The organism is Spirosoma rhododendri (assembly GCF_012849055.1).
GTDB lineage: Bacteria > Bacteroidota > Bacteroidia > Cytophagales > Spirosomataceae > Spirosoma > Spirosoma rhododendri.
This window is the reverse complement of the sequence record NZ_CP051677.1, coordinates 1,765,553-1,781,434: the sequence shown is the minus strand read 5'-3', so window position 1 is coordinate 1,781,434 and position 15,882 is coordinate 1,765,553. Positions and strand designations below refer to the sequence as shown.

The following is a 15,882-nucleotide window of genomic DNA, read 5'->3' as shown; positions in this document are numbered from 1 at the left end:
TGTATGTAAGATGACCGTTATTTTCGGGTGTATGCGCCAACGCGCGAATGAATAGCTTCGACTGCCCGGTGAGCCGATGTCAGCGCCCCGGCCATCCAGGCGGTCAGGTACGTGGTGTGCTCACCGGCAAAGTAGATATTTCCGTCGGGTTCGGTGAGCGCCTGGTAGTATTTCCGGCGGGTCGCATCGTCGTAGGTTGCCCAGCCGCCCCCGCTATACGGTACACGGTGCCAGGCCAATGAGAACGAATTATCAAATTCGGCCGGGTACTGGGGATGGATTTTGCCACCCTGCTCCAGTGCCATCTTCTCGCGTTCGGCGACCGGCATAGCCCCGACAGCTTCAGCGCGGCCGTAGAAGTTGTAATAGCCGATCAGCACGCCCTTCTTTCCCTGAAAGCCGAATGAGGGGTACCAGATCTGGTTGATGTCCATGTTGGTCCGCGAGATACCGCCGTAAATCCAGTCGTCTTCCTCCCAGAACCGGCGTTTGAATTGCAGACCGATCTTGCCGGTCTTGATGTACGGCACAAAGTCAGCGGCCCGCTTCACCGTTCCCGACAGGTCCGACTCCAGATTTTTGAGCATGGGCAACGGCAGCGTACAGACGCAGAACTCACCCGTGACCTCCTGCGGTTTACCGTCTTTCTGGTACACAACCCGCACACCGTTATCTGTCTTGCGCAACTCCGTGACGGGCGCGTTGAACATGATTTTTCCTGACAGTTGCTTTTCCAGCGCCCGTGGAATGGCATCCATTCCACCGACCGGCTGCATCAGGGTCGTTTGTTGTTCGTAGATATAATCGCCGACGTTGTAAAAGACGGGTTGCATGAAGCCCGAACGCAGCAAATCGGTTAGGTCGAACGGGTCGGTCATGTCGCCGGGGGCGGGGCCAGCACCGGGTTCGCCTTTGGTTTTGTAGCCGCGCCGGTTAGTGCCTTTGTAGAGGTGCGCCGTGTTCAGATCGCCCTCGTTTTTTAGAAAGTCGATTAGTTTCTCGACATCTTCCTTCGTCAATTCCTGATCGAGCGCGTGCTGATCGAGCGACTTGGCGAGTAATTCGGCCGTGTAGCCGCGCATGTCGTTGTGGTACTCTTTGATCCGCACCCGCCGGTTGGCCATCGGGCCCGTTCCGCCGTCGTTGAAGAGATAAGCCGCTTCGTTGTTGCCGTTGAAAATTTCCAGTGGCACCCCAAGCTCCCGGCAGTATTGCAACGTAAGCTGATGGTGGTGCGGAATCCGGGCGGCTCCCCCGTTGAAATACAGGCCGTTTTCAAACGAGCAGGCTTGCGGTGTGCCCCCCATTTCTGTTTCTTTCGTACCGCCCCGCACCGTCCAGACGCGGCCACCGGAGCGGGAACGGGCTTCCAGTATGGTGCAGTCGTAGCCGAGTTTGCCGAGCTGATACGCCGTTGCCATACCCGCTAAGCCAGCCCCCAGTATCACAACTTTGCGCCCTTTGCCGTCGGTACGCTTACCATTGGCGGGCAAATCGATAGCATCAGCCGGGGCCGACTGCAACAAACCCCAGGCTAGTAAACTCGCATAACTGGCACTCGTAGAATTGATAAAATCGCGTCGGGTCATAGAGAGAGGAAGGTGATTACATCAACCGGGTACGGTGGCCTTCGCAGGACCGCACCCAGCTGATTTACCCCACAACTTTTTTGAAACTGTCGATAAACGCCGTCATTTCGTCCATCGTGCCGATGCTAACGCGGCAGTAGGGTTGTCCGTCGAAGTCGCGAGTTTGAATACCGATACCATTGGCAAACATGGCGTTGCTGAACGTTTTGGTCTTCATTCGAATCGGGAACAGGATAAAGTTGGCCGACGACGGAATCACCTCGTAACCCATATCAGCCAGTGCTTTGCTGGTGTAGTCGCGGGCTTTGGCGTTTTCGGCGCGGCAATGGTTCTGCCAATCTTTATCCTGATAGCTGGCGATACCGGCCATCAACGTGGTGATACTCACCGCAAACTCGCCGTTGGTATATGGCTTGATGGCTTTCAATAGCTCAGGCTTAGCGATGGCATAACCCAGGCGTAACCCAGCGAAACCGTGAATCTTCGAGAACGTCCGGGCCAGAATCACGTTCTGCCCTTCGGCGACCAGCTTACCTAGTTTGGGGCGGGCGGCAGGTTCGTAGAAGTCGATGTATGCTTCGTCGAGGAAAACCGGCACTTTGGGCGCGACTTCGCGGATAAACGATTCCAGTTCGGCCGTTGGCACCACGGTACCAGTCGGGTTGTTGGGATTGACCAGATAGACCAGCTTAACGTCGGGCGTAATCTTCGACTTGATCGTTGCCAGATCGAACTTGTAGTCTTTCGTCATTGGTACCGATACGATCTTGGCACCGAACTTCGCCGACCGGTCGAGCAGGTCGTCGTAGGTCATAGCGCTCGTCAGGATCGTACCGCCGTTTTTGGCAAAATAATCAGCCGAGGCCATCAGAATATCCGACGAGCCGGGCGACAGCATAATGGTTTCGGGCGTCACCAGTTCATCATCGGCAATCAGCTTCTTCAACTGCCCAAACTCCGTCCAGGCGTAGCGGTTGCCTGACTCAGCAGCTTTGCAGAGCGCTTCTTTGGCAGCGGGCGAAATCCCCAGCGGGTTTTCGTTCGCCAATAGACGCGCCTTCAACTTGTTCATCTTCGAAAATGGATCATCCGTAAAGGCAAACTCATTGACGAATTCCGGAGCAAGAGGAGCGGGCAAGGAATTGGTTTTCGCGACTGAAAAGCAACTCAACCCTACTCCTGCCGTTAGCAAACCGCTGGCACGAAGCCAGTCTCTACGAGTCAGTTGTGAAGACATGATTGGCTAAATTTTGGCGTATTTATAGATTGAATTTACTTATTTCCCGTAATACACTGTAAGCCAGCGTTACTACGTGAAAGTACAATTCTTTAGGCATAACATAATGCTCCCGATCAATAAAGTACAAACTTTATTTGGCATATCAACCAAATGACCAAATATTAATACAATCACATACACTACGATAGTGCAACCGATTTCCGGCTTGCCAAGCTTCCGATAACCATGGCGACGGTACTAACCAGCAGCCCCCACATCATCGGCGAATAGTCGGTTTCGAGCCACAAACAGAGTAGCCAGGCAATCAGCCCCAGCCCCATCGACCACAGGCAACCCGCCAGCGTTGCCCGCTTCCAGTAGATACCTGCCGTTAGCGGTACGAACAATGACACCAGACTGAATGCCGACGATTCGCCTACCAGATCGAAGATGTTAGTATCGCGGGTGGTGCTCATCCAGACGCAGATTACCGTGATGACGACGATAGCCCAGCGAATCGTTTTCAGCAAATCAGCGTCGCTTAAGTTTGGGCGAAAATACCGGACAATGTTTTCCCCGAACACGGTTGCGGGTGCCAGTATCGCCCCACTCGACACGCTCAAAATCGCCGAGGTGACGGCTCCAAAAAACAGAATCTGTAGCGGTAGGCTTCCGTGTCGCATCACCATGTTCGGAATGATGAGCTGATTATCGGCCGGTAAGTCGGGGTGAAGCGTGCGGGCAGCAAGGGCGATGAACAGCGGCAGCATCGCCACCGTCAGATAGAGCCCCGACGCCAGATACGACGCCCGAACAGAGGTGTCTTCCGTTTTAGCCGCCATTACCCGCTGAAAAATATCCTGCTGCGGTATCGACCCCAGCCCAATCGTAAACCAGGCCGCCAGATAAGCGACCCAGTCGCGGACGGTGTTGTGGGGCAGGAAGCGGAAAAAGTCGGGCGACACCTGCTTTTGCATCACCGACCAGCCGCCCGTGTCCTGCCAAAGGCCAAAAGCCAGCACCGCCAGCGCAACGATAATAATGAGGTTATGAAAGAAATCGGTAATCGAGATCGACCACATGCCACCCAGCAACGTGTAGGCCATCACGACGGCCGCGCTGCCCAGCACACAGTACTCGCGTGGAAAACCAGTCACGACGTTGAGTACGATGCCAATGGCAACCAGTTGGGCGGCTATCCAGCTAAAGTACGACGGGATAATCAGAATGGCCGACAGCAGTTCGGCCGGGCGACCAAAGCGGATGCGGAAATAATCACAGAAGGTAGTAATGCGAAGCCGATAAAGCGGCCGGGCGAAGAAAGCCCCCACCAGAAACAGGCATAGTGCCGAGCCAAACGGCTCTTCGATAATAGCCGGAACGCCCCCCTCGACAAACATAGCGGGGGCACCCATGATCGTTTCGGACCCGAACCAGGTCGCGAACGTAACCGACGCTGCCAGCACCAGCGGTAACCGCCGACCCGCCAGTACAAAATCCTGCGAGGTCGTAACCCGACGCGACGCCCACACGCCCACCGCTACGTTCGAGAGTAAGTACAGGATGATGCAGGCAACGAGCATAGGTTCTTATCAACACAGAGGCACAGAGACCACAAAGAAATAAACTCTGTGCTCTCTGTGCCTCTGTGTTGAAAATAAACTTACAACCGGATCGTCGCGGGCAGGTATTTAGCGATCAGGTCTTCGTAGTAGGGCTTCAATTCGCTGACAACTGGCGGCTTCGGACTCTTCGAGTACAGGTCGTACGGGTTGAACTTGTTCACCCACTTGAACATCTCGTGATCGTGATCGTCGAGCAGGTGGTTATAGGCATGCTCGCGGTGCTGCGAATAGAACGAGTGGTACCGGATCATGTACAGCGCAGGCTCCGGCAGGTAATCCTTCGTGATGTGGTACAGGTACTCATCGTGCCCCCACGACATATCGACGTTTTTCAACCCGCAGTTTGGTTTGTAGACGCCGTACTTCGTGTTGTACCGCTCGTCGTACGAATCGGGGTTTGCCGCGAAAAATTCGGGGTAAACGATCTTGTCGGAATGCTTACAGCCCACCGGGAATGTGTCGCCCACGACGGCCCACTGCGGCTCACCGAACAGACATAGCACTTTTCCCATGTCATGCAGGAAGCCCGTCAAGACAAACCAGTCGGGGTGGCCGTCGGCGCGGATAGCTTCGGCAGTTTGCAGCAGGTGTTGCAACTGATCGAGGTCGGTATCAGGGTCCGAATCATCGACGAGTGTGTTCAGAAACTCCATCGCGCTCCAGACTGGCAGCTCTTTCTTATCGAACGCCAGGAAGTTTGCTTTCTTCTCCTGCACGAAATCGTAGGTCTGATACGTGTGGTTGAGCCGGTAGAATTCCCGCACGGTATCGCGCTCGGGCGTGTCGTAGTTCCGGTAATCTTCTTTCGCCTTGTGATCCGGTTCGGGATAGCGGCTAATTACGTCGTCTTCCCATAGCTCAAGGCTGGCAAGAGGAGCATTCTGATCGATCATCATTGCAGGAATAGTTAACAGGTAAATGTATGAAATTTTTCAATATCAGCGAGTTACACCAAAACGCGCAACACCACGATCCTGTTCTGACTGTCTACCAGAACAGGGTGTACAGCACTGCCAGCGCCCCAAAAATACCGACCGAGCCGACCACGAAGGAGGGCGTTACGCGGAACAATGACCGTTCAACAGTAACCGTACCATGCGGTCGGTGACTTGCCGGGTCGGTCAGCGTGACAACGACCATCAGGGCAATATCGATGCAGAACACCCACATAGTCCGATGGAGGAACGGAATCGGGTCGGCCGCGTCACCCAGTAAGCCAGTAACTTCCGGCCAGAATTTTAGCAGTAGCGACAGGGGGAGCGTCAGGACAGCCACCGTCAGCGCGGCCCGGTTGGTCGCCCGTTTCCAGAAAAAGCCCAGTAGGAAAATAGCGAAAATGCCGGGCGTGATGAAGTTGGTATATTCCTGAATATACTGGTATACCTGATCGAGTGAACGCAGCAGGGGTGCCAGCGCAATTGCCACCACAAATGACAGCACGACCGCCCACCGCCCGACGCGCACCAGCTTTTGCTCCGACGCCTGCGGCTCTACATATTTCCGGTACAGGTCGAGCGTAAAAATGGTCGAAATGGAGTTGGCCTTCCCCGCCAGCGACGCGACTACGGCGGCCGTCAGTGCGGCAAAGGCCAGCCCTTTCATACCGATCGGCAACAGATTCATCAGCACCGGGTACGCATGGTCGGGCTTGACAACACCCGACACATCGGTCATAGCTGCCCGGAACGACCCTTCCTGATACAGCACAAACGCGGCAATGCCGGGAATAACAGCGATGATCGGAATCATTAACTTCAGAAAGGCGGCAAAGAGAATACCGCTCCGGGCCGTTTTCAAATCAGCCCCTAACGCCCGCTGCACGATGTATTGATTACAGCCCCAATAGTACAGGTTGTTGATCCACATTCCCCCAGCACCAACGACAGTCCCGGCAATTCGAGGTAGTGCGGATGTCCTTTCTCGAAGTACATGTGGAAGTGACTATCGGCACGGTCGCGCAGCTGCGCCAGCCCGTTCATCACCCCCGCCGTACCACTCCGATCAGCGACCAGTTCGAGAGCCAGATACGTTACTACCAGCCCGCCGATGACCAGCACGATCACCTGAATGACGTCGGTGTAGCCAATCACCTTCATGCCGCCCAGCGTGATAAAAATGGCAAACAGGGCCAGCCCGACGGTGCAAGTAGTGAACGAAATACCGGCCAGCGACTCGATGGCCATTGCCCCCAGAAATAGAATCGATGTAAGGTTGACCACCACGTAGACCACTAGCCAGAAAACGGCCAGAATCGTGCTGACCGTGTCGCTGTACCGCTGGGCCAGAAACTGTGGCATGGTGTAGATGTGGTTTCGCAGGTAGATCGGAATGAAAAACGCGGCTACTATAACCAGCGTACCGGCTGCGATCCACTCATACGACGAGATGGCTAGTCCCATCGCGAAGCCCGACCCGGCCATGCCGATAAAATGCTCCGCTGATATGTTCGACGCAATCAGCGACGCGCCGATAGCCCACCACGTCAGCGATCCTTCGGCCAGAAAGAAGTCGGTAGTGTTCGTTTCCGCCTTGCGCCGACGCTGATACACCCAATAGCCATAGCCGACGACGATAACGAAGTAAGTCAGAAAGACAAGGTAATCGGCCGTGGCAAGGTGATTCATAAAAAAGGTGGGGTTTGGATGCCAAAGCACCAAACCCCACCTTTTTTACCGCATTCAAAGAGTGAAAGACTGAAAGAGCGAATGGTTGCTGACGCAGACGATCACTCTTTCGCTCTTTCAGTCTTTCACTCTTTCACTTTAGTGTCGAGAAATCGAACGTCTCGAGGAAAGCGGTTGTGAACTGTCCTGACTGAAAACCGGGATCGTCCATGAGCTTGATGTGGAACGGAATCGTGGTTTTGATGCCTTCGATCACGAACTCCTGCAAGGCCCGCTTCATCCGCGTCACTACTTCCTCCCGCGACTGCCCCGACACGATCAGCTTGGCGATCATCGAGTCGTAGTTCGGTGGAATGGTGTAGCCGGTGTACACGTGGCTGTCGACGCGCACGCCATGACCACCGGGCATATGCAGCACCGTGATCTTACCCGGCGACGGACGGAAGCCATTACCGGGGTCTTCGGCGTTGATACGGCATTCCATAGCGTACAGCTTCGGTGTATAGTTTCGGCCCGAAATCTCCGCGCCAGCCGCTACTTTGATTTGCTCTTTAATCAGGTCAAAGTCCGTTACCTCTTCCGTAATCGGGTGCTCGACCTGAATCCGGGTGTTCATTTCCATGAAATAGAACTTCCCGTGTTTGTCGACCAGAAACTCGACCGTACCGGCACCTTCGTAGCCGATAGCCTGCGCACCTTTGATAGCCGCAGCACCCATCTGCTCGCGCAGTTCGGGCGTAATGATCGGCGATGGCGTTTCCTCGACCAGTTTTTGGTGCCGACGCTGAATTGAGCAGTCGCGCTCCGACAGGTGGCACACTTTACCGTACTGGTCACCAACGATCTGAATCTCGATGTGGCGGGGTTCTTCAACGAACTTCTCTAGGTACAGACCATCGTTGCCAAAGGCGGCACCGGCTTCGGTCCGGGCATCGTTCCACGCTTTCTCGAAATCGGCTTCTGAGCGGATGATCCGCATCCCGCGACCACCACCACCAGCCGTTGCCTTGACGATGACCGGATAGCCCATTTCAGCCGACAGCTCCTTACCCTGCTCAATCGACTCCAGCAGGCCATCGGAACCGGGAATGACCGGTACACCAGCCATCTTCATGGTCGCCTTGGCTGTTGCCTTGTCGCCCATGCCGTTGATCTGCTCGGCCGTTGCACCGATGAACTTGATGCCGTAGTCGGCGCAGATTTGGGAGAATTCGGCATTTTCCGACAGAAAGCCGTAGCCGGGGTGAATAGCATCCGCGCCCGTCACTTCAGCCGCCGAAATGATGCTCGGAATGCTCAGGTACGATTGTTTGCTGACCGGAGGCCCGATACATACGGCCTCATCGGCGAAACGTACGTGCAGACTATCGCGGTCGGCGGTCGAATATACAGCTACCGTTTTGATACCCATCTCCCGACAGGTACGGATGATCCGCAGTGCGATCTCACCCCGGTTGGCGATCAGAATTTTCTTGAACATGGCAGTTTAAAGAGTGAAAGAGCGAAAGAATGAAAGAGCGAAAGAGTATCCTGCATGGAACCACTCTTTCACTCTTTCACTCTTTCGCTCTTTATTTTAGATCGGTTCAACCAGGAACAGGGGCTGATCGTATTCGACCGGCGTGGCATTCTCAACCAGTATCTTCACAATACGGCCCGACACCTCTGATTCGATTTCGTTGAACAACTTCATGGCCTCAACGATACACACCACTTTACCCTCGCTGATCGTATCACCGACTTCAACGAACATCGGCGTGTCGGGGCTTGACGACCGGTAGAATGTACCGATCATCGGCGACTTGATCGTGATGTAGTCGGCATTGGCAGCCGGTGCAGCAGCGACAGGCGCGGCTGGCTGAGCAACGGCCGTGGGGGCGGCAGCCGGAGCAGCGACAGGTGCCGGAGCGGTTGGGAGCGAAGCCATCGTCGGGGCCGGAGCCGCTGGGGCAGCAGGAGCACCCGCACCATAGCGTTTGACGTTGATCTTCAGATCGCTCGTTTCAATGTTTACCTCGTCGAGACCCGACTGAGAGATGAAGTCGATAAGTTGTTGAATATCCTGTGTACTCATGCGTTTTTGTCAGGAAAGTGAATCGTCAAACGTTAACAGGCGGCAGTTGGACAGTGTGTGTATGTGCTGAAAAACGGCTTACTTAACCCGTTCAACATAATCCCGCGTGCGGGTGTCAACCCGAATTTTCTGGCCTGACTCGATAAAGAGCGGTACCATGATTTTCGCACCCGACTCAACCTCAACCCGCTTCTTGGGGCTGTTGGCCGTATCGCCTTTGATACCCGGTTCGGCGTACGTCACTTCCAGTTCAACGAATGGCGGCAGCTCGCACGACAGGGGCGTTTCAGTTTCAGCGTTGATCAGCATCTCGACTTCCTGGCCTTCTTTCATCAGGTCGGCACCATCAACGATTTTCTCGTCCAGATTGATCTGATCGAACGTTTCCTGATCCATGAAGTTGTAACCCGATTCGTCTTTGTAGAGGAACTGGAATTTGCGCCGTTCAACCCGTACCGGAGTGATCGACACGCCTGCGTTGAAGGTGTTATCGATAACCCGTCCCGTTGTCAGGCTCTTCAGTTTGGTCCGTACGAAAGCCGCGCCTTTACCGGGCTTTACGTGCTGAAATTCAGTGATCTGAAAGAGGTCGTTGTTGAAGTTGAGGACCAGTCCGTTGCGGATGTCTGCGGTCGTTGCCATTATTGTTGTACTATGATTTATCTGAAATTATATTCTTTCCTGAACCGCCGGGCGGCCCCGTGTGATTAATGTTGATTACGCTGATGGACTATGATTCAAAAGAAAAATCTGTGCAATCAGTAAATCATAAAAATCATAGTTCAGATAATCTTGAACTGTGATTGACGCTGATTACTTTGATTTCGCTGATTTCTATTGAATCAAAGTCCATCAAAGCAATCAAACGAATCACAGTTCAGGATCAATACGCCCACTTAACATAAGCGGCACCCCAGGTGAAGCCACCACCAAAAGCAGCCAACACCAGGTTATCTCCTTTCTTAAGCTGCGATTCGTACTCGGCCAGGCACAGCGGAATCGTTGCCGCCGTGGTGTTACCGTACTTATGAATCGTCATCATTACCCGGTCCGGCTCAATACCCATACGTTGCGCCGTAGCATCGATGATGCGTTTATTGGCCTGATGCGGGACTAACCAGGCGACATCGGCACCGGTCAGGTTGTTCCGCTCCATAATCTCAGCAGACACGTCGGCCATGTTCTTGACCGCAAACCGGTAGACCGAAGGACCATCCTGATAGACGTAGTGCCAGCGCTTTTCCACGGTCTCATGCGTCGGTGGGTAGCGACTCCCGCCCGCCTTTTGAAACAAATGGTTCTGTCCTACCCCGTCTGACTTGATAATCGAGTCAATGATACCAAGACCTTCGTCGTTAGATTCGAGCATTACGGCCCCGGCCCCGTCGCCAAATAATATGCAGGTCGTCCGATCGGTGTAATCGACGATAGACGACATCTTATCGGCTCCGACGACGATAACCTTCTTGTACTTACCCGTTTCAATGAATTGCGAACCGATTGTCAGGGCATAAACAAACCCCGAACAGGCAGCCTGAATGTCGAAACTACCGACATTACGAATGCCGACCATATCGCAGATCAGGTTCGCCGTGCAGGGAAATACGTAGTCGGGTGTGGTGGTGGCACAGATAAGCAGATCGACGTCTTCGGGCCGGGTGTTTGTTTTCTCCAGGAGACCCTGTACGGCTTTGGCTCCCATGTGCGAAGAGCCCATACCTTCACCTTTCAGAATGTGCCGCTCACGAATGCCCGTTCTGGACGTAATCCACTCGTCGTTGGTATCGACCATCCGCTCCAGTTCAGCATTGGTCAGCACGTAATCGGGTACGTAACCGTGAATTCCTGTAATGGCCGCTTTACTCATAATTCAGTTTTGGGAGGGTAGGTGATGCAGTCAAACGCATACAAGAGTGTACGCGATCAAACTACTAGCTCATGGCCTGTGCGATTTTGACGTATGCGTTTGCTTCTACCTGCCGGATCGCCAGCCCAACCATGTTTTTAATGGCTAGTGGGGAGGAAACACCGTGGGCGATAATTACGTTGCCGTTTACCCCCAGAATAGGGCTACCGCCTACTGATTCGTAGTTTGTCTTGTCGAGAAATTCGTCGCTGATATTCCGCTTGCTGGCCATCGTATAAAACGATTCGCCCAGCTTGAAAAGCGCGTTACCGGTGAAACCATCGGCCACGATAACGTCCGCCTTACCAGCGAAAAACTCGTTACCTTCCATGTTACCAATGAAATTGATCCGGTTATTGTCTTTCAGCAACTGGTGAGCCGCCTGCGCAATCAGTGACCCTTTCTGTTCTTCCGAACCAATGTTCATCAGGGCCACGCGCGGGCGATCGATACCGAACGTGTATTGGGCGTAGAGCGAACCAATTTCGCCAAACTGGGCCAGCATTTCGGGCTTGCAATCGGCGTTGGCTCCTATGTCGAGCATCACAGCGTGCCCGCCGGTTATCTGCGGCACAAAGCCTGCGATACAAGGCCGCAGTACGCCCTCAATCGATTTGATACTGAACAGCGCACCGACGTGCATAGCCCCGGTGTTACCGGCGCTACAGAAGGCATCGACGGCTTTTTCCTTCAAAAGTTTAAACCCAACTCCAATGCTGGAATTGGGCTTCTGCGACAGTGCCTTGGTCGGATGTTCACCCATGTCGATCACCTCGCTGGCATCGACCAGTTCGATCTGTCCGGCATGGTTGCCCCCCTGTTTCAGAAGCAATGGCTCAACAACGGACTGCCTGCCAATCAGAACGATGCTGACGTTTGATGGTAACTCGGAAGCGGCCATTACAACCCCCTCAACGATGGCTTCAGGGGCGAAATCACCGCCCATGGCGTCCACTGCTATTTTCATCGACTCTACTAGTAAGTATTCTGCCAGCTACGGCCAGCGTTTTCACTAAACCGCGTAAAAATAGGCAGGTGATGGGCAATAAAAAAGTATTTCGCGTTCATCCCGGCAGGAACGTCAACGAAATACTTTCTGTAAGGAGCTGACAATTAAGCAGTTTTTGCGTAATTCTCAACAACCATTTGTCCTTTGTAATACAGGTTTCCTTCAAACACGTGGGCGTGGTGACGCTCGTGCACTTCACCCGTCTGGGCATCAGTCGAGAGGGTAACGGCCGTAGCCTTGTAGTGCGTTCTGCGCTTGTCGCGCCGGGTGCTCGAGTGTCGGCGTTTGGGGTGTGCCATGGCTCAGTTTATCTGTTCGGTTTTTCGTTCTCAAACGGCTTGCTGTTTGTGCAGCGAGCCAGCTACTAATTGTTATTCAATTTGCGCAGGGCTTCCCAACGCGGGTCAATTGCTTCGTTTGGCGTGTCGGTATCGTCGTCGTCATCACTGGGTGTGCCGGACTGATACACGAGTTTGCCGTTTACCTCGTCATCCTGTTCGTCGTCCTCGTCGCGGAAGCGGGGATGCAACCGCTTCATCGGCAGGGCAAGCCCGATGAATTCGAAGATGTAACGGGCTACGTTGATGGTCGACGTGTTCCGCTCAATCAGTTCGATTTCATCGCTCAGTTCTTCGTTGTGGTCGCCGAACTTGAGCAGCATCATCTGCTGCGTTTCGATCGGCTCGTCGTATAAATCCAGACTCCGGTCGCAGGTTTGCTCAACAACGCCCGAAATGTGAAACTCCAGCCGAATCATCGTTTCCGACTTATCCAGCACCAGATGAGTACGCACGTTTCCCTTCTCAATCAACGATTGATCGAGTGCCGCAAAAAACGCATCACCCGACTCGAAGTCGTATTCGTGGCGCTTATTGTCTAGCCCGGCAATGTTAATATCGTATGCTCGTAGCGGATTCACTCTCGGTAACGCTCAAAAATTTAAGACCGCAAAGGTACGAATTGTTTGTCAATCAGTAAAGTGCAAACTAAAAAAAGCGAATTGAATCTATTGCTACGCCCGAATAACCTGTGCATAAACCGGCGTTGTTACGGCCCTATTGCATCCCTGCGTACGGTTGGTCGCTAACAGGTAGGGGGTAGAATTAGTTAGCTATCTATTCGTGCGGTTCGCTACAGTCTCAACTGAGTCGCAGCAATTCCACAAATAGTTCTATCTTTACTTACTACCTGTCAATTATGGCTGATTATCAACTCGTCGAAAGACACGCAATTGAGCATCACAACGAATACTACGAAGTGCGCACAACCGGCACTGATGAACCCCGCAGCCTGTTCTTCACGACCAACGAAGAAAATCTGGAAACGGTAGCTGCCGACATCGTAGCTGCCGAATTGCCGGGGGCTAAAGATTGGACGGTGATTCCCCACCGCAAAGACAGCTAAGCCACGCTATCGCCGGTAATCGCACAAGTTATGGGCTCTCTGACCCATACATGACGTTGTACTTCTTACCCCTAACCGTACCTGATGGAACCCCTTTTCGCTACCCGACAGACCGAAGCCCTCGTGCCTCGCATCCGTGAGTTTGTGCTGAATGAACTGGTGCCGCTTGAAACAACGGATTACCTGACTGGCAACTTCTCAACGGTTGCCCGGGTGCTCGACCAAAAACGCGAACTGGTCCGGAAGGCAGGGCTGTGGGGATTGCAGCACAGCATCGACGAAGGCGGGCTGGGTCTGTCTCTTTGTGAGTTCGGGCAGGTCAGTGAAGTACTGGCGTGGAGTCCGTTTGGGCACTACACCTTCAATTGTCAGGCTCCCGACATCGGTAATATGGAACTGATGCACCGGCACGCGCCCGACGTTCTGCGGAATCAATATCTGGAACCTTTGAAGGAAGGGCAGATTCGCTCCTGCTTCTCGATGACGGAACCGGAGTTTGCTGGGTCGAACCCGACGCGACTAGGTACGGTAGCCGAACGAGACGGTGACGATTGGGTTATCAACGGCCACAAATGGTTTACGTCGTCGGCCGACGGATCTGCTTTCGCCATCGTCATGGCCGTGACCAGCCCCGACGATGCTCCGCACCGCCGGGCGAGCATGATTCTGGTACCAACCGATACGCCGGGCTTTGAACGGGTACGCAACATCAGCATCATGGGCGAACCTTCCGACCACTGGGGGAGTCATGCCGAAGTGCGCTATACCAATGTGCGGGTACCCGTGGGCAACCTGATCGGGGCCGAGGGTATGGGCTTCGCGTTGGCGCAGGAACGGTTGGGGCCGGGTCGTATTCACCACTGCATGCGCTGGATCGGTATTAGCGAGCGCTGTCTGGATTTGATGTGCCGCCGGGCCGCCACCCGCGAGATGGAAGACGGCGTTATGCTGGGCGAAAAACAGTTTGTACAGGGCTGGATTGCTGAAAGCCGCGCGCGCATCGACGCGGCCCGCCTAATGGTACTTCGCACGGCCCACAACATTGATCAGCAGGGCGCAGCGGCCGTGCGCGATCAGATTTCGGAAATCAAGTTCTTCGTAGCCGACGTAATGCTGACGGTGATTGACCGGGCGATTCAGACGTACGGGGCAATGGGCATTACCGACGATATTGTGCTGCCGTGGTACTATCGGCACGAGCGAGGTGCCCGTATCTACGACGGTGCCGACGAAGTACACAAAACGGCATTGGCCCGCAGTATTCTGAAAGGGTACGGTCTTGACACGCGCAAGCCAAAGCCTGCTACCACCCGCTCCGACGCATGACACCCGATTCACCGACTACCATTCGCCCCGGCGAACAGCTGGATCAGGCTGTTTTACAGGCATACCTCGATGAGCACGTTCCCGACGCCGGGCAGATCACCACGATCGAGCAGTTTCCGGGCGGGTACTCCAATCTAACGTATGCACTGACCACCAATGACGGCCGAGCCTACGTGTTGCGTCGTCCACCGGCGGGGGCCAAAGCGATCAAAGGCGGGCATGATGTGGGGCGGGAGTTTCGCGTACTGATGCTATTGCAACAGGCTGGCTACAAACAGATTCCGACGCCGGTTGCTTACTGCGACGATGAATCGGTACTGGGTTATGCGTTTTATGTGATGACACGTGTACCGGGCGTCATCCTGCGCGCGCATACGGCCCCGAAACTCAACCTGCTCCCCGAAGTCATGCAGCGGCTGTCGCAGTCGCTGGTCGATACGCTGGTAGACCTCCACGCGATTGACATTGACCAGACGGGAATTCAGCAACTGGGCAAGCCCGAGGGATACGTACAACGGCAGGTCGAGGGGTGGTACAAACGCTATGAAGCGGCAAAGACAGATGATATTCCAGCTCTTGACAACCTATTTCGGTATTTGATCGATTCGCTGCCGGTATCGCCCGCGCCGACGCTGCTGCACAACGATTTTAAGTACGACAACGTCATCCTCAATCCTGATTTCCTGCCCGACGTTCGGGCGGTGCTCGATTGGGAAATGTGCACCGTCGGCGACCCGCTAATGGACGTTGGTACGGCTCTCTCGTACTGGTCGGAAGCGAAAGACAATGACTTTCGTAAATCATTCAACTTGACGCACCTGCCCGGCAATCTGACTCGCCGGGAATTTGCCGACCGCTATGGCGAACGCAGCGGCCGCGACGTATCGAATCTGCTCTATTACTATGTTTTTGGCTTATTCAAGAATGCAGTTGTAATGCAGCAGATTTACAGTCGCTACCGCCGTGGCCTGACCACCGACCCCCGTTTTGCCGGTCTGCTGACGGGCGTTCAAGCGCTTAGCCAGGAAGGGTTACACAGCGTTGAAACTGGGAAATTGTAAAACCATTTTTTCGTCTCAACGCGATCGTTCCAGCCTTCGCGTCTC

At 54.2% G+C, this 15,882-nt stretch carries 14 protein-coding genes and 1 pseudogene; 3 read left to right on the top strand and 12 right to left on the bottom strand.

Features of this window, described 5'->3' with window-relative positions; all coding sequences use genetic code 11:
- Positions 1-17 precede the first annotated feature (17 nt).
- The 12 genes and pseudogenes from HH216_RS07340 to HH216_RS07285 all read right to left on the bottom strand — a co-directional run bounded on the left by HH216_RS07340 (position 18) and on the right by HH216_RS07285 (position 12,965).
- Entirely contained in the window at positions 18-1,589 is a 1,572-nt protein-coding gene (locus HH216_RS07340; protein WP_169550200.1) for a flavin monoamine oxidase family protein, read from the bottom strand.
- Positions 1,590-1,653: 64 nt separating this feature from the next.
- Positions 1,654-2,826, bottom strand: a complete 1,173-nt coding sequence (locus HH216_RS07335) for a pyridoxal phosphate-dependent aminotransferase (RefSeq protein ID WP_169550199.1) — start codon at positions 2,824-2,826, stop codon at positions 1,654-1,656.
- A 182-nt stretch (positions 2,827-3,008) separates the two neighbouring features.
- A complete protein-coding gene (locus HH216_RS07330) occupies positions 3,009-4,391 on the bottom strand; it encodes a sodium:solute symporter family protein (protein WP_169550198.1) in 1,383 nt (460 codons plus the stop codon).
- Between the two features lie 80 nt (positions 4,392-4,471).
- Complete coding sequence (locus tag HH216_RS07325) at positions 4,472-5,326, bottom strand: inositol oxygenase family protein (RefSeq protein WP_169553295.1); 855 nt, start codon at positions 5,324-5,326, stop codon at positions 4,472-4,474.
- 94 nt (positions 5,327-5,420) lie between these two features.
- Positions 5,421-7,057, bottom strand: a pseudogene (locus tag HH216_RS07320) (sodium:solute symporter family transporter).
- 133 nt (positions 7,058-7,190) lie between these two features.
- On the bottom strand, positions 7,191-8,537 hold the full coding sequence (gene accC / locus HH216_RS07315; RefSeq protein WP_169550197.1) for an acetyl-CoA carboxylase biotin carboxylase subunit: 1,347 nt from the start codon (positions 8,535-8,537) through the stop codon (positions 7,191-7,193).
- A 96-nt stretch (positions 8,538-8,633) separates the two neighbouring features.
- On the bottom strand, positions 8,634-9,131 hold the full coding sequence (gene accB, locus HH216_RS07310; protein ID WP_169550196.1) for an acetyl-CoA carboxylase biotin carboxyl carrier protein: 498 nt from the start codon (positions 9,129-9,131) through the stop codon (positions 8,634-8,636).
- A 78-nt stretch (positions 9,132-9,209) separates the two neighbouring features.
- Positions 9,210-9,773: an elongation factor P gene (efp, locus tag HH216_RS07305; protein ID WP_169550195.1), complete on the bottom strand. Its 564-nt coding sequence runs from the start codon at positions 9,771-9,773 to the stop codon at positions 9,210-9,212.
- 241 nt (positions 9,774-10,014) lie between these two features.
- Entirely contained in the window at positions 10,015-10,998 is a 984-nt protein-coding gene (locus HH216_RS07300) for a beta-ketoacyl-ACP synthase III (protein ID WP_169550194.1), read from the bottom strand.
- A 64-nt stretch (positions 10,999-11,062) separates the two neighbouring features.
- Entirely contained in the window at positions 11,063-12,004 is a 942-nt protein-coding gene (gene plsX / locus HH216_RS07295) for a phosphate acyltransferase PlsX (RefSeq protein ID WP_169550193.1), read from the bottom strand.
- A gap of 146 nt (positions 12,005-12,150) precedes the next feature.
- Positions 12,151-12,345, bottom strand: coding sequence for a 50S ribosomal protein L32 (gene rpmF, locus HH216_RS07290; protein WP_169550192.1), 195 nt, complete (start codon positions 12,343-12,345; stop codon positions 12,151-12,153).
- Between the two features lie 65 nt (positions 12,346-12,410).
- Entirely contained in the window at positions 12,411-12,965 is a 555-nt protein-coding gene (locus HH216_RS07285) for a YceD family protein (protein ID WP_169550191.1), read from the bottom strand.
- Between the two features lie 278 nt (positions 12,966-13,243).
- Between HH216_RS07285 and HH216_RS07280 the strand changes: the two genes are divergently transcribed.
- From HH216_RS07280 to HH216_RS07270, 3 genes are all read left to right on the top strand, one after another.
- Complete coding sequence (locus tag HH216_RS07280) at positions 13,244-13,450, top strand: hypothetical protein (RefSeq protein ID WP_169550190.1); 207 nt, start codon at positions 13,244-13,246, stop codon at positions 13,448-13,450.
- Between the two features lie 84 nt (positions 13,451-13,534).
- Positions 13,535-14,776: an acyl-CoA dehydrogenase family protein gene (locus tag HH216_RS07275; RefSeq protein WP_169550189.1), complete on the top strand. Its 1,242-nt coding sequence runs from the start codon at positions 13,535-13,537 to the stop codon at positions 14,774-14,776.
- On the top strand, positions 14,773-15,837 hold the full coding sequence (locus HH216_RS07270; protein WP_169550188.1) for a phosphotransferase family protein: 1,065 nt from the start codon (positions 14,773-14,775) through the stop codon (positions 15,835-15,837). The genes HH216_RS07275 and HH216_RS07270 overlap by 4 nt, the downstream gene beginning before the upstream one ends.
- The last annotated feature ends 45 nt before the right edge of the window (positions 15,838-15,882 follow it).

Bases quoted from the DNA above. Each gene is read 5' to 3' on its own strand.
- HH216_RS07340 (WP_169550200.1), bottom strand. From the start codon at position 1,589: ATGACCCGACGCGATTTTATCAATTCTACGAGTGCCAGTTATGCGAGT.
- HH216_RS07335 (WP_169550199.1), bottom strand. From the start codon at position 2,826: ATGTCTTCACAACTGACTCGTAGAGACTGGCTTCGTGCCAGCGGTTTG.
- HH216_RS07330 (WP_169550198.1), bottom strand. From the start codon at position 4,391: ATGCTCGTTGCCTGCATCATCCTGTACTTACTCTCGAACGTAGCGGTG.
- HH216_RS07325 (WP_169553295.1), bottom strand. From the start codon at position 5,326: ATGATCGATCAGAATGCTCCTCTTGCCAGCCTTGAGCTATGGGAAGAC.
- accC (WP_169550197.1), bottom strand. From the start codon at position 8,537: ATGTTCAAGAAAATTCTGATCGCCAACCGGGGTGAGATCGCACTGCGG.
- accB (WP_169550196.1), bottom strand. From the start codon at position 9,131: ATGAGTACACAGGATATTCAACAACTTATCGACTTCATCTCTCAGTCG.
- efp (WP_169550195.1), bottom strand. From the start codon at position 9,773: ATGGCAACGACCGCAGACATCCGCAACGGACTGGTCCTCAACTTCAAC.
- HH216_RS07300 (WP_169550194.1), bottom strand. From the start codon at position 10,998: ATGAGTAAAGCGGCCATTACAGGAATTCACGGTTACGTACCCGATTAC.
- plsX (WP_169550193.1), bottom strand. From the start codon at position 12,004: ATGAAAATAGCAGTGGACGCCATGGGCGGTGATTTCGCCCCTGAAGCC.
- rpmF (WP_169550192.1), bottom strand. From the start codon at position 12,345: ATGGCACACCCCAAACGCCGACACTCGAGCACCCGGCGCGACAAGCGC.
- HH216_RS07280 (WP_169550190.1), top strand. From the start codon at position 13,244: ATGGCTGATTATCAACTCGTCGAAAGACACGCAATTGAGCATCACAAC.
- HH216_RS07275 (WP_169550189.1), top strand. From the start codon at position 13,535: ATGGAACCCCTTTTCGCTACCCGACAGACCGAAGCCCTCGTGCCTCGC.
- HH216_RS07270 (WP_169550188.1), top strand. From the start codon at position 14,773: ATGACACCCGATTCACCGACTACCATTCGCCCCGGCGAACAGCTGGAT.